Origin of the sequence: Aeromonas sp. SE22, from assembly GCF_038739755.1 — a bacterium.
In the GTDB taxonomy this organism is placed as follows: domain Bacteria; phylum Pseudomonadota; class Gammaproteobacteria; order Enterobacterales; family Aeromonadaceae; genus Aeromonas; species Aeromonas jandaei.
This window is the reverse complement of the sequence record NZ_JBCGFD010000001.1, coordinates 40,489-54,236: the sequence shown is the minus strand read 5'-3', so window position 1 is coordinate 54,236 and position 13,748 is coordinate 40,489. Positions and strand designations below refer to the sequence as shown.

The window sequence follows — 13,748 nt, the reverse complement described above, 5'->3', positions numbered from 1 at the left end:
GGTCAACCCCGGTTTAGCCAGAAACCGCCATAGGTAACAGCTTGTTACAATTACTGACCAATCATGGCTCAACGATGGGATTGCCCAATATGCAAAAAGGCCCTGATAGGGCCTTTTGTAGATTCAGCGGATGTAATCAAACAGGGTCAACCTGCTTATCTTGCTGAAGGAAAGTTGTGACGCACTCAGCGCTGCATCCTCTTTCGCCAGCGTGGATATTACTTCGTAGAGATCGGCCTCGGAAACCTTGGCCCTCGCCTCGGCGTTGAGAGTACTCAATCCCTCGTTGGAACCCATCACCTGCTCCAGACTGTTCATCCGGCCGCCCAGTTCACCTAGCCCATGATCGATGTTCAGGCGGGCGTTCTTCATGTGAACGGTTGCATCGGCCACCTTGCTCTGAAACGTATCGGCAGATACGCTCGGATCACGCAGCGTATTGATAAAGTCGGACATGCCATTGAGGATGTTGTCATTCTTTGGCGGATTGAGCGAAAACTGCTGTGCTGCTCCACCAGCTGGCAAATCGAGCGTCAATTCAAGGCCATTGAACGGGATCTTGGTACCGGGCGTGTAATTTCCAGTCTGCAACGTAGCACCACCGGAATCCTTGATCTGATAGGTATCGGGAGGCCCTATTGTGGTGGAAACGGTGTAGTCATTGCTGGCTAGCGCCGAGTTGTAGTTTGCCTGGAAAAAGTTATCAAAGTTGCCCTGATCCGCGATGCCCACCTTGATATTGGCAGTCCCTGCACTGGCTGTGCGCCTGGTCGCCACAATCTCGAAGAGATCCTGCCCCGAGTCATTGGCGGCAATCTTGACGGTCGGCGAAACCTGGATCTCGCGCTGTCCGGTATCCCCCTGATAGATGAACTTGCCGTTGGTATCTCTCACGTAGGGCTGGGTCTTGCTCTGGTTGCCGCCGAAGATATATTCCCCCTGAGAGTTCTTGCTGTTCATCAGATCAAACATCTGCTGCTGCAATCCTTCCAGTTCACTGGAGATGGCTTTGCGGTCATCCATGCTGATGGAGCCATTGTGTGATTTCTGGATCAGGGTTTGCGCACTCAGCATGGCGGTATTCAGGGAGGTCAATACCGTCTCTTCATGACCAAGGCTGTTCTCCAGAAGACTACCGTTGACCCCATATTGCTTGAAGAGGTCGATCTCCTTGGTCAGCGCCATTTTTTGGCTCATGCCTGCTGGGTCTTCACCGGCCGTCTGGAACTTATTGCCGGTCTGCAGCTGCTGATAAGCGGTATTGAGCCGCTCATTGGCACTGTTAAGGGAATAGATATTCCGGTCGTAGATCATGTTGGTCGTAATGCGCATGACGTTACCTCACGGAAGCAAGCAGTGTGTCGAAAATGGTTTTGGCGGTACTGACGATCTGGGCCGATGCCGCGTAGGATTGCTGGAACCGGATCAGATTGGCAGCTTCCTCTTCCAGATTGACCCCGGAGACACTTTCATAGATACCGGTACTTTGGATCAGCTTGGACTCATTGGCCTTGAGCAAAGTCTTCGCCTGGCTGGTATTGTTACCCACCGACATAACCAGCCCGGTATAGGCTTCATTGAAGGTCATCTTATCGTTGGTGGTACCACCATTGGTGCTCTTGCGCACCAGATCCTTATTCTGTAAATCGGCCAAGGCGAGACCATTACTGTTATCGGCAAAACCATTGGTGTTATAGCTGAGCGTAAAGGTGTCGCCAGCCCTGACCGTGCCGCTAATGCTGAACTCGTAGCCGGGGGTCTGTTTGGGATTGGCATAGACAGAGCCCACCGCGGGAGGTGGCAGTTGCAATGCAGCCATCAAATTTTTCCCCTTGCTGGCTGCCGGAGCCACACCAATCAGCGTGCCCCCTTTGTCATAGACCTCATAGTCGCCAACGCCGTTTATTTTGACGGCCTGAGGGGAAGCCGCATTTAGCGTGTTGGTACCAAACCCAGAACCGGTCCCGGTGTTGAATACGCCCTCCAGCTTGATATCGGCGCTACCTGTATTATTTGTGGCCTTTTGTGCTTTGAGCGGAGAAGCCAAAGCCAAATCTTCCGGCCGGGTAATATTTTGCGTTATGCCAGCAGCGGCACTCTTGGCTGGTTGCAACAGCAGCTTGTCGCCGGCAACTGGCGCGCCGGTCAAATCCACCGAAATACCGTGGCCCGGGATCTGGAAAGTGGCAGGTGGCGTAGTCCCTGTCGCAACCGAGGTCGCATTGCCATCCTTGTCCAGTGAAAAGACCTCATAACCTGTGGCGCTGCTAAAGCGGATCTCGTAGTCAAAGGGGGTCACTTCTGTTCCCTTACCGGGTACAAAACTGACCGTAGCACCTGTAGTACCGCCGTTGGAGTTGTAAGGCAACCCCTTGCTGGTGGGCAGGGTGAAAATATCGCTACCCAGCTCGTTATCCAGATCCATCCCCAGCCGGTTTTGCTGGTTCATGGCATCGGCCATGGCAATAGAAAGTTGTCCCAACTCGCGCTTGGTCGGCTCCAGATCAGTACGAGCCTTGAACAGCCCACCCACAGTACCCCCGAAGGTATCGTGATCGATAAGAGCCTGATTATCACCCAGGGTCAGTTGCAGCTCTTGGTTGCGCGAATCAGGGTCCCCTGCCACTACCTTAAACTGGGCCACACCACCATCCAGAACCAGAGAGTGACCGGTACTCATGTTGACCAGCACACTGCCATTGGCCTGAGGGATGGTGCGAATATCCATCTTTTCTGAAAGCTGGCGAATCGCCTCATCACGCTGGTCAGACAGCATCAGGTTCTCTTCTGGTGAGCCCTGAGTACGCATGATGGCCTGATTCAGGTCATTGATGCTGGTAAGCAGGCTATTAACCTGCTTGGTCTCGTCCTCAATGCGGGTGCTGATAGTGTCACTCTGCTTGTCGAGCTGGGCCGAGAGGGTGTGAAACCGATTGACCATGCCGCTCAGTTCGGTCATTGCAACCTTGCGGCCACCAATGCCGGCTGGTGACTCATTGGCAGAGTGGAAAGCATTGAAATACGAGGTCATGGCAGCCCCTACGCTGTTGCTGGTATCCCCCAGCAACCTGTCCACAGAGGAAAGCTGATCATAATGAGTCAAGGATGCATAGTAGGCAGAAGTATCACGGCGCACCTCCCCCTGCATATAGCTGTTGAGGATCCGCTCGGTCTTGATATCACCAGTACCCAGACCAACAGAATTGGTATACACCAGCGTACGCTCACGCACATAGCCCTGGCTATTGACGTTCACTATGTTGTTACTGGTGCTCTGCAGCAGGCGTTGCTGTGCCAGCACACCTGATGAACCAATTCCAAGCAGATCGCTTGCCATATGTTACAGCTCCATCTCGTTGTATTGCGCAATCGCATCGCTGCGCAATACCTGTTTCAGTTTGTTGGCGTAGTGAGGGTCCGTGGCATAACCGGCTTTTTGCAGCGCTTCAAAGTAGTGATCCGGACTGTCCACTTTGGCCAACGCCCCCTTGTAACGGGAGCCGGTGGTGAGAAAATCCACGTAATCGTTGAAGCTCTCTTCAAAAGAGTCGTAGGAGCGGAAGGCCGCTTTTTGGCGTGATGCAACCCCTTCCTCATACTCGAGCGTACTCACCACTGCCTTGGGCCCCTCCCAACGGGGATCAGCCTTAATGCCAAACAGGTTGTGAGTTACGTTCCCCTCGCCATCCTTGATCACCCGCTTGCCCCAGCCACTTTCCAGCGCGGCCTGAGCCACCAGTACCGCAGGGCTTAGTCCCAGCTTGTCGGCCGCTTTCTTGGCAAGTGGCATCAAGCGCTGCACAAACTCTTCCGGACTATCAAACTCTTTGCCATCGGCACTGCTACCAGCCTGGGCGGCAATGCCCATCGGCGGCACGGTACGGTGAAGGCGTACCGGCATTGTGAGCGCAGGTTTATCCTCTGCCATGCCCTTTTCAGCAAAATCTTTGCCAACTTTAGAGGCTTCAATCAAATCATTGGCAGCCCCGGTGGGCGGTTCGTAGGGTTTGTAGGCACGCTCCGTGCGCTGCGGCATCTTGAGCACCCGTCCATCCTTGTGGGTAAAGGTGGCCGGTGAGAGCTGCTTGGCCACCATATCGGCCAGACCTAACCCACCTTTATTGGTCATATCGGAAACACGCTGCTCATCCAGCATCCCTTCATAAAACTGGGTATAGCTGCTGTTGAACGGGCTATCCTGGGTCAACACCTGATTGGCCTGCCGCATCCCCTGAAAAATCATCTGGGTGAAAATTGACTCAAACTGGCGCGATGCACTCCGGAGCGCTTCCGCCTGCCCCTCTTTGCTGTTGCTCATCTGACGGAGGCGATCAAGGTTCTTTACGTCCTGCACGACCCCGAGATTGATACCGCTGTTAGTGTCAAATTCCGCCATTTTGCTTACCTCTTTGCCGCCCGTGGCAACCCCTTGCCGCTTGTTACAATATGATCAGCTGTCCTTCGATGGCGCCTGCCTGCTGCAGCGCCTCGAGGATGGCCATCAGGTCACCGGGAGCAACCCCGACCTGGTTGACGGCCCGAACCAGCTCATCAAGCGTGGCGCCAGTGTCAAACTTGAACATCCGCCCCTGCTCCTGCTTGACGTTGATGGTCGAACTGTTGGTGGTTGTGGTCTGCCCGCCAGAGAGTGGATTGGGCTGGGAAACCTGCTGATTTTCCGCGATGGTGACGGTCAATCCGCCGTGGCTGATAGCCGCTGGTTTCAACCTGACTTCACTGCCAATGACGATAGTGCCGGTTCGGGAGTTGACGATGATCTTGGCCGCTTCATTGGCCGGGTCCACTTCCAGATTCTCGATGGTCGCGAGATAGGAGACCCGCTGACCCGGATCACGCGGCGCATAGACCTTGACCGAAGTGGCATCGAGTGCCTGCGCAGTATTGGGGCCGACCAGATCGTTCACCACATCAGCCAGTCGGCGTGCAGTAGTAAAATCCGGGCGGTTCAGGTTGAAGGTGATGGTATCGCCCTGACTGAACGCATTGGGTACTTCCCGCTCGACGGTTGCCCCGTTGGCAATGCGTCCGACGGTCGGGGTATTGATCACCACCTTGGAGCCATCCGCCCCTTCGGCGCCCAGACCACCAACTACCAGGCTGCCTTGGGCAACCGCATAGACCCGACCATCCAGCCCCTTGAGGAAGCTCTGCAGCAGAGTACCGCCACGCAGGCTTTTCGCCTCGCCAATCGCGGAAACCGTGACATCAATGGTCTGGCCCGGTTTGGAGAAGGGCGGCAAGTCGGCATGAATAGCCACAGGCGCCACATCCTTGATCTTGGGCTTGATATTGTCCGGCACCTTGATGCCAAAGTTGTTGAGCATGGTGCGGAAAGTCTGCTCGGTGAAGGCGTTGTTCTTCTCGCCAGTACCGGGCAGACCGACCACCAGCCCGTAACCAATCAACTGGTTGGTGCGAACCCCTTCAACCGAGCTGATGTCCTTGATCCGGGCGGCATGAGCCATACCCAGCGGCAACAGACAGCAGAGGAGTGCGGCAAGACGGAGTGACTTCATAACATCTCCTAGAGCGGCCACCAGGGACCATTGAAAAAGCTGGTCAGCCATCCCTGTTCCTGGGTATTGGCCAGATCACCGGTACCACCGTAGTAGATTCGGGCATTGGCAACTTTCTGGGATGAAACGCTGTTATCAGAGGTCACATCCTCTGGCCGGATAAGACCGGTAATACGGATATACTCGTTGCCATTATTAAGCATGATCCACTTCTCGCCACGCACCATCAGGTTGCCGTTGGGCAGTACCTTGGCCACGCTGACCGAGATATTCCCCTGCAGGCTATTGCTCTGATCCGCCTTGGCTTGTCCCTTGAACGCACCTGTCTGGCCGATGCTGGCTGAGAGGTCATAAGGCCCCGCCGTCACCGGCACGCCGCCCAAACTAACCGGATCAAGTTTGAACTTGTTGTCCTTGCCACTCTGGGTGTTGGCTTTTTTGGAGGCAGAGGTCGATTCAGCCAGCTGAATGGTGATGATGTCACCCACCTTGTGCGCCTTGATATCCGAATAGATGCCATTGACCTGCTCCGGCTGAAAGATCGCCCCTGTCGGTCTCACCGAGACCGGCTCCGACTCCCCGTAAACAGGAGAAAACTCGGGATCATCGGGTTTTGGGGTATTGGGGGTCGAGGTACAACCACCCAGTACCAGCAAGCCCAGCATCCATACGGCTTTCATCATGCACCTCCTACTTAGGTACGCTGTACAAGGAAGGACATCATGCCGTCCACCGCCGAGAGCACCTTGGAGTTCATCTCGTAAACCCGCTGGGCCTGGATCAGGTTGACCAGCTCCTCGGTCACATTGACGTTGGAGGTCTCCAGCATCCCCTGTTTCACCACGCCCATACCATCGGCCCCCGCAGTTCCCTGAATGGCCGCGCCACTGGACTGGGTTTCCACAAACATGTTCTCCCCCATCGGCTGCAGGCCGCTGGCGTTGACGAAATCAGAAAGAGTGATCTGGCCGACAACCTGAGATGCGCCATCCCCCTTGAGCTGAACGGAGACCTGACCATCTTCGCCAACCGTCACGCTCTGTGCGTTTTCCGGGATCTGGATCTCCGGTTGCAGAGGATACCCATTGCCGGGCGTGACAATGGTCCCTTCGCTGTTCAGGGTGAATTGACCGTTGCGAGTATAGGCTGAGCTGCCATCCGGCAACTGCACTTCAAAGTAGCCGCGGCCACTGATCATCAGGTCGAGGGAGTTATCTGTGGTTTGCACGTTACCCTGGCTGTGATCTTTCTGGGTCGCCACCACCTTGGCACCGGCACCCAGCATCAGGCCGGACGGGCGCTCGGTATTCGCCGAGGAACGTCCGCCTGGCTGGTTGATGTTCTGATAAAGCAGATCTTCAAAGATGGCCCGCGACTTTTTGAAGCCCACGGTGCTGGCGTTCGCCAGGTTGTTCGAGGTGACCGAAATATTGGTCTGCTGAGCATCCAACCCGGTCTTGCTGATCCAGAGTGCAGGATTCATGGTGTAACTCCTTGGTTAGCTGATACGCAGCAACTGGGTTTGGGCCTCATCATTCTCTTCGGCCGTTTTCATTAATTTGATCTGGGTTTCGAACTGACGCTGCAGTTGAATGAGGTTGGTCATCTCATCCACCACATTGACGTTGCTACCTTCCAGAGAGCCGGCAATCAGACCGACAGCAGCTGAGGCCGGTTCATTTTGGCCGTCCTTGCGACGAAACAGGCCATCAGTACCCTTCTCTACCGCATTGGCAGCCGGGTTAACCAGCTTGATCCGCTGAAAATCCTCAGACAGGTTAGCCGCCGCACCTTCGGGCCGACCGGTAATGGTGCCATCACGGTTGATCTCAAGCTTCTCCATCGGCATCGGCAGCACGATGGGCTGGCCACCATCATCTACGATGTTCAGACCGGTTGAGGTCTGCAGATTACCTGTGGCACTCACCTGCAAGTTCCCCATGCGGGTATAGGCCTCACCCCCTTTGGGGTCCTGCACTGCAATCCAGCCCGGCCCATCAACAGCCACGTCAAGATCCCGACCCGTTGTCATCAACATGCCATGCTGCAAGTTCTGACCGGGACGCTCCGTCATGGCAAATACCCGACTGGGCAAGCCCTCCCCAAAACTTTGCATACTACGCGCCTGCTCGAAGTCGGACTTGAAGCCGGTGGTATTGGCGTTGGCGAGGTTATTGCTGCGAATAGCAAGGCTATTCATGTTGGCTTTGGCCCCGGACATGGCGATGTAAAGCAGGTGATCCATGGGATTCTCCGTCAAACAGATGACTCTGATGAGGGAACTGCAATTTGAGTGCCAACAGGAAAAATTGGAGGGATATTGAGGGGAGCCTGGACTCAGAAATACAGAGGGGGACATCAGTCCCCCTCTTAAAATAGCCAGTAGATCAATTAACGGATCTGCAGGATGGTCTGTTGCAGCGAGCTGTTGACCTCCAGGGAACGGGAGTTGGCCTGGAAGTTACGCTGGGCAGTGATCAAATCCACCAGCTCTGAGGTCAAATCCACGTTGGATTGTTCAAGTGCCGAGGACTTGATGGTACCGAATGTGCCCGAGTTGGGGGTACCCGGTAAGGCATCGCCAGAGAGCAGTGATTGCCGCCAGGAAGTATCGCCCACCTGAGTCAACCCTTGCGAGTTGGCAAACTTGGCCATAGCGACCATGGCGACTTTGATGGTGGTGGCATTACTATAAGTTGCGGAGACTATTCCGTCCGGTGTTATCTCAACCTTAGTCAAACGGCCAACAGTAGAGCCATCCTGTGTCAATTTGCTGACTTCAAAAGGTGAAGCATATTGAGTCACCGAATCAAGACTGATATCAATCTGCTGAGTTGGATCAGCGCCATTAGTAATAATGCCTGCACCAGTTGCACCAACAGTGCCAAGTGGTTCAGTTTTGAGTGAGGTTGGAATAATTCCCGTCATTTTACCATCAGAGCCAAATGTAATTTTAGCCGCTTTTGGTGCTTGATTGAGGCCAGCAGCCATCGTTGGTGCGGTTCCATTTTCGATATCAATAGGCTTGTCACCCTGATAAAGATACATGCGCCAAGCCGGAGGATCTGCAGGTTTAGTCGGATCGATAGTATCTGCATCCCTGACAAAATATTGAGTAATAGTATGAGGTTCTCCCAGAGAATCATAAATAACCACTGAAGTGGATGACGAGTACGTTTTTGAATCTTTGGGGTCAAAGGTTGAAGGATTAAATGGTTGCGGTTTAGTCGTTGACGTTGACGGTAAGTTAAAACTTGCTTCTATTTTGGTTGTCTTCACAGGCTCACCAGCGCGATCCGGAATCTGGATCGGCTTGGTTGCATTGATACTGACTGCCTTCGGGGTACCATCCGCATTTATCTCATAACCTTGCAGATATGAACCTTGGTTGTTGACCATATAGCTGTTTTCATTGAGCTTGAAAGCACCTGCACGGGTATAGGTGCGATCCAGATTGGTCAGACCATCGGAAGTAACAAAGAAACCGTTACCCTGGATCGCCAAATCCAGCGCGTTATTAGTAAATTGCAGTGCCCCCTGATGGAACTGCTGGGCAACAGCGCCTGTCGCGACACCATTACCGACCTGAGTCTTGCCATTGACAAAAATGGAGTTGGCATAAACATCCGCAAACTCGGCTCGAGACTCTTTAAAGCCCATAGTATTGACGTTGGCAATGTTGTTAGCAGTGACGTTCAAGTCTTTTTGTGCCGCGTTGACACCGCTTAAAGCATTGTTAAATGACATATCCAGCTCCTTAGATCGATGATGTCGACGTGGTCTTGGATGACGTTGTCTTTGATGACGTTGTCGTCTGATTTGAATTAATTCCTGACACCTGCAGGATGTTGTTTAAATACTCTCCACCTAGCCCCTTCAAATTGAGACGGGTCGGGCTTGTTGCTGTTCCCAAGGCAACACTCTCCACCTTGCCATAAGCAAAAGTAGTAATACTCTCCGACTTGCCATCAAGATTGCCACTGGCCTTAAGCACATATTTCCCTGATGGAGCACGCTTACCATCTTTATCTGTTCCATCCCAGGCAATCTCGACGTTACCCATCTGATCACCTTCAAGGGGAAACTCTTTGATAACCTGCCCCTTCTCATCTTCGACGGTAATTTTGACACTGGCATACTTGTTCGTCGTACCAACCGCAACGACACCAGTTAAAGAACCTTCCTTATCCAAAAATCCGGTACTGCTTTGCAGCAACACATTCTGTCCAACCAGGGAAGAGGCTTGCAGAGCTTGGCTGGAGACCATCTGTTCATTAAGCTTGCCCATCTGAGTAGATAAGCTGCTAATCCCCTCCGAGGTGGACATGGACGCCATCTGAGAAAGCATCTGGGCATTATCAACAGGCTTGAAGGGATCCTGATACGAGAGCTGCATCGTAAGCAATTTTAGAAATGAAGCCTGATCCAGCTCCTTCTTTGGCGCTGTTGTCGTACCATTTGTCTGAGTGGACGCATAGTTAACGCCACTCACACCATTTGTATTGGCCATGTTGCATTCCCCCTATCAGGACTTGCCAAGATTCAGCGTCTGCTGAAGCATTTTCTTGGCCGAGTCTGCAACCTGAACGTTCGTTTGATAGCTGCGCGAGGCATTGATCATGTCCGCCATCTCTTCAACCATGTTGACGTTCGGCTTGAAAATGAAGCCATCCTTGTCTGCCATCGGATGATTGGGGTTGTACTCCTTGAGCAATGGAGCCTTGCTCTCCACAATCCCTTTCACCTCTACCCCAACCGAGCCCTGATTATCAGACATAGCCTGATCGAGCTGAGCGGCAAAGATTGGCCGCCGGGCATGGTAAGTTTTTTCCACACTGGAGCTGACGCTATCTGCGTTGGCCATGTTGCTGGCAACAGTGTTGAGCCGCACGGTCTGCGCGCTCATGGCAGAGCCTGCGATGTCAAAAACCTTGAACAAACTCATCACTGTTCTCCTTTCAGCGCCTTGAGCAGGCCGCTGATCTTGCTATTCATGAATTCAAGGGAGGTCTGATACTCAAGGCTGTTACGCAGAAACTCTGTGCGCTCCTGCTGCACATCCACCGTATTGCCGTCTCCAGTATCGGGCTGCAACGGGTTGCGATATTGAACCGAACCGGGGGCATCCATATTCAAGGCAAAGTGTTTTTCGCTGGTGGTCGCCAGACCAAACCCCTGTTGTTGGTGCTGTGCATCCTGCAATGCCTGTGCAAAGTCGATATCTCTGGCCTTGTAGCCTGGGGTATCGGCATTGGCAATATTGCTGGATAGCACTTCTGCACGCTTGGCACGGACCCCCAGCGTGTATTGATGAACACCAAATGCCTTGTCGAATGAAAGAGCCATAGCTCACCTCCTGCTTGATACTGTTTCCAAGCAAGAGCTATGCCACAAACAACTGGTAATGAAAGGTAAGCAAGGAAGGGGTTGCATCATCAGAAAGCACGGAACACGCCAATAAACAGGCTGACGATGGAAGATCCACGCACAGAGGGCTTCTGGCATAAATAAAGAGGGAGGCATTGTGCCTCCCTTTGGGGTGAGATTGCCGCTATTCTGTCAATCCTGCAGGAGTGCGGATTGAAGGCCTATTTCACCTTGTAAACAATCCCTGGATTGCAACGGATCATCTCGAATCGGTCAGTCAAACCGGCCAGTGACTCTGATGCCCCCAGCATCAGATATCCTCCCGGATTGAGGCTTGCAGCAAACTGGTTGAGGATCTTTGACTTAACTTCCGGGGCAAAATAAATTAGCACGTTACGACAGAAAATAATGTCAAATTTACCGAGCAAGCTATAGCTTTCCAGCAGATTCAAGGGACGGAACGTGGTCAATTTTCTGACTCGTTCCACCACCCGCATTTTATTGTCACCGTAGGGTTCAAAGAACATCTTCTTGCGCTCAGGTGACAAGCCCCGCGCCAATGCAAGGCTGTCGTAGACACCCTCTTTGCACTGGTTGAGCATGGTAGTCGAAATATCCGTTCCCACGATCTGTACACCACCAGGCAGGGTGCCAGGTTTTTTCATCTGCTGTTCCAGCGCCGTCATGGCAATGGAGTATGGCTCCTGACCAGATGATGACGCCGCAGACCAAATTTTGACGGGGCGGCCACTTTTACCCAGTTCAGGGAAAATCTTGTCAGTCAGCAACTGGAACGGATAGGTGTCACGAAACCAGAGAGTCTCGTTGGTAGTCATGGCATCTACCACTGCCATTTTCAGGTCACGCTCTCGCACACTCATTGCACGGGTAACCAGGTCAGACAGACTCTCGATGCCAAACTGAGCCATCAAAGGTGAAAGACGGCTCTTCACCAGATACTGTTTGTTATCACCCAGCACGATTCCGCTCTGTACTGCCAGAAAATTGCTGAACTGTTTGTATAAGTCGTCCGAAAGTGTCTTCATGCAGCTGTTCTTCTTTATTAGAGTGCGTTTTGTACGGCCTTGGCCAATTCATCCGGTTGGAACTTGGCGATAAAATTGTTGGCCCCCACTTTCTGCACCATTGCCTGGTTGAATACTCCACTGAGGGATGTGTGCAGAATAACATGCAAATCTTTGAGGTTGGGATTATTGCGGATCTCGGCAGTGAAGGTGTAACCATCCATCTCCGGCATCTCGATATCCGAAATGACGAGGGCAATCTGCTCTTTGATCGGTCCATTTTTGGTCATTTCGAGCAGCATGTTCAATGCTTCACGGCCATCTTTTGCCAATACACACTCAACCCCGATCGCCTCAAGTGCACGTTGAACCTGTTTACGAGCAACAGATGAGTCATCAGCTACCAGCACAGGGCGTCCGAGAGTGGGGTGTTCAACACTCGCTTCAACCAGCTCCTGACTAACCTCGGTGGAGACCGGAGAGATCTCGTTGAGGATGCGTTCAACGTCGAGAATTTCAACCAACTCACCGTCCACTTCGGTAACAGCCGTCATGTAGTTGATACGGCCTGCCCCCTTCGGCGGCGGTAGAATTGATTCCCAGTTCATGTTGATGATGCGCTCGACCGAGTGAACCAAAAATCCCTGAATGGAGCGGTTGTACTCGGAGATAATAATGAAGCACTTGCTCAGGTCTTCAATGGGACGTTTGCCCATCGCCATGCTCAGGTCAATAACCGAAATAGTCTGACCCCGAATATGCGCTACCCCGCGAATGCAGGAGTTCAGCTTGGGCATCACGGTCAAGGGAGGACACTGCAACACTTCACGCACTTTGAATACGTTGATGCCAAATCTTTGACGTCCATTGAGACGAAACAACAACAACTCCAGCCGGTTTTGCCCCACTAGCTGGGTACGTTGGTTGACCGAGTCCAGGATACTGGCCATAAACACTCCCTAAAAACGCTTGGCATTAATCATGCATGCGTGATGGATTGCGTCAGACTATCGATGTGACAACGAACAGATTCTGAAGCAATCATAGTTAAATATGGTGATATGCGTGAACAACTTATCGACCAACGAGCAAAAATGATTAACCGACTTTTACTCATCAGCCTCTTTTTTGGCAGCATCTCTTCCAGCCACGCCTCGGACGTCACCACCTATTTGCAAGAAAAAGCACAAGAGTTCGTGTTTAACCAGCTCGAGGTGCCATTAGATGCCAGGGCTGAAGTAACGGCGGCAACCCTTGATGACCGACTTCCATTGACCCGCTGCGACGATCTATTGACCATCAGCTTACCTGGAAAAATGGAAATTCGCCGTAATACAACAGTTTACCTGAAATGTGAGGAAGACAAACCCTGGGATGTCTATCTTCCGGTTCGAGTGAGCATCCAGAAGCCCTATGTAACGGTCAACGCTCCGATTGCCAAAGGCGACCTATTGAGTGAAAGCCAGCTGCAACTGGGTTATCAGGATCAGACGCTGATCCGCGGCGACTACCTGACCGACATGAGCATGCTGGTCGGCGTACGCAGCAAACGAGAAATCAAACCGGGGCAACCAATCCGTTTGAGTCAGGTGTGTGTAGTATGCAAAGGAGATCAGGTCACTCTGACAGCCGAAAATAGCAGCTTCCAGATCAAAACCATGGCCCGAGCCTTGCAAGATGGCAGCTTCGGAGAGATCATCAAGCTTGTTAATATTCGCTCCGGAAAAACTGTCGAAGGAAAAGTCAGTGCAGTCGGTGCCGTAACGGTCGCTTTTTAAATGTCGGGTTTATCACCAACTTTTTTCTAAAGTTTTGACCT

14 protein-coding genes are annotated in these 13,748 nt (G+C 52.6%); 1 reads left to right on the top strand and 13 read right to left on the bottom strand.

Annotation, left to right across the window (positions count from 1 at the left end; all coding sequences use genetic code 11):
* Positions 1-123: 123 nt before the first annotated feature.
* The 13 genes from flgL to AAHA39_RS00185 all read right to left on the bottom strand — a co-directional run bounded on the left by flgL (position 124) and on the right by AAHA39_RS00185 (position 12,879).
* Positions 124-1,332, bottom strand: a complete 1,209-nt coding sequence (gene flgL, locus AAHA39_RS00245) for a flagellar hook-associated protein FlgL (RefSeq protein ID WP_320655884.1) — start codon at positions 1,330-1,332, stop codon at positions 124-126.
* Between the two features lie 4 nt (positions 1,333-1,336).
* On the bottom strand, positions 1,337-3,337 hold the full coding sequence (locus AAHA39_RS00240) for a FlgK family flagellar hook-associated protein (RefSeq protein ID WP_320655885.1): 2,001 nt from the start codon (positions 3,335-3,337) through the stop codon (positions 1,337-1,339).
* Between the two features lie 3 nt (positions 3,338-3,340).
* Positions 3,341-4,396, bottom strand: a complete 1,056-nt coding sequence (gene flgJ / locus AAHA39_RS00235; RefSeq protein ID WP_320655886.1) for a flagellar assembly peptidoglycan hydrolase FlgJ — start codon at positions 4,394-4,396, stop codon at positions 3,341-3,343.
* Positions 4,397-4,439: 43 nt separating this feature from the next.
* Positions 4,440-5,537 (bottom strand): flagellar basal body P-ring protein FlgI, encoded by a 1,098-nt coding sequence (locus AAHA39_RS00230; protein ID WP_071911665.1) that lies wholly within the window; start codon positions 5,535-5,537, stop codon positions 4,440-4,442.
* A gap of 8 nt (positions 5,538-5,545) precedes the next feature.
* A complete protein-coding gene (gene flgH / locus AAHA39_RS00225) occupies positions 5,546-6,217 on the bottom strand; it encodes a flagellar basal body L-ring protein FlgH (RefSeq protein WP_209298962.1) in 672 nt (223 codons plus the stop codon).
* Positions 6,218-6,231: 14 nt separating this feature from the next.
* Positions 6,232-7,020, bottom strand: coding sequence for a flagellar basal-body rod protein FlgG (gene flgG / locus AAHA39_RS00220; RefSeq protein ID WP_201913075.1), 789 nt, complete (start codon positions 7,018-7,020; stop codon positions 6,232-6,234).
* Between the two features lie 15 nt (positions 7,021-7,035).
* The gene (gene flgF, locus AAHA39_RS00215; protein ID WP_320655887.1) at positions 7,036-7,782 is read right to left on the bottom strand and encodes a flagellar basal-body rod protein FlgF; all 747 of its coding nucleotides are present in this window, start codon (positions 7,780-7,782) and stop codon (positions 7,036-7,038) included.
* A 146-nt stretch (positions 7,783-7,928) separates the two neighbouring features.
* A complete protein-coding gene (gene flgE, locus AAHA39_RS00210; RefSeq protein WP_320655888.1) occupies positions 7,929-9,284 on the bottom strand; it encodes a flagellar hook protein FlgE in 1,356 nt (451 codons plus the stop codon).
* Between the two features lie 10 nt (positions 9,285-9,294).
* Positions 9,295-10,047, bottom strand: coding sequence for a flagellar hook assembly protein FlgD (locus AAHA39_RS00205; protein ID WP_320655889.1), 753 nt, complete (start codon positions 10,045-10,047; stop codon positions 9,295-9,297).
* Positions 10,048-10,062: 15 nt separating this feature from the next.
* Positions 10,063-10,482, bottom strand: coding sequence for a flagellar basal body rod protein FlgC (gene flgC / locus AAHA39_RS00200; RefSeq protein WP_033114356.1), 420 nt, complete (start codon positions 10,480-10,482; stop codon positions 10,063-10,065).
* The gene (gene flgB / locus AAHA39_RS00195; protein ID WP_033114355.1) at positions 10,482-10,883 is read right to left on the bottom strand and encodes a flagellar basal body rod protein FlgB; all 402 of its coding nucleotides are present in this window, start codon (positions 10,881-10,883) and stop codon (positions 10,482-10,484) included. Before flgB ends, flgC begins: the two co-directional genes overlap by 1 nt.
* Before the next feature lie 242 nt (positions 10,884-11,125).
* On the bottom strand, positions 11,126-11,950 hold the full coding sequence (locus AAHA39_RS00190) for a CheR family methyltransferase (RefSeq protein ID WP_033114354.1): 825 nt from the start codon (positions 11,948-11,950) through the stop codon (positions 11,126-11,128).
* Between the two features lie 17 nt (positions 11,951-11,967).
* Entirely contained in the window at positions 11,968-12,879 is a 912-nt protein-coding gene (locus AAHA39_RS00185) for a chemotaxis protein CheV (RefSeq protein WP_033114353.1), read from the bottom strand.
* Positions 12,880-13,023: 144 nt separating this feature from the next.
* On the opposite strand from AAHA39_RS00185, the gene flgA reads away from it, so the two are divergent.
* Positions 13,024-13,707: a flagellar basal body P-ring formation chaperone FlgA gene (flgA, locus tag AAHA39_RS00180; RefSeq protein WP_082044087.1), complete on the top strand. Its 684-nt coding sequence runs from the start codon at positions 13,024-13,026 to the stop codon at positions 13,705-13,707.
* The last annotated feature ends 41 nt before the right edge of the window (positions 13,708-13,748 follow it).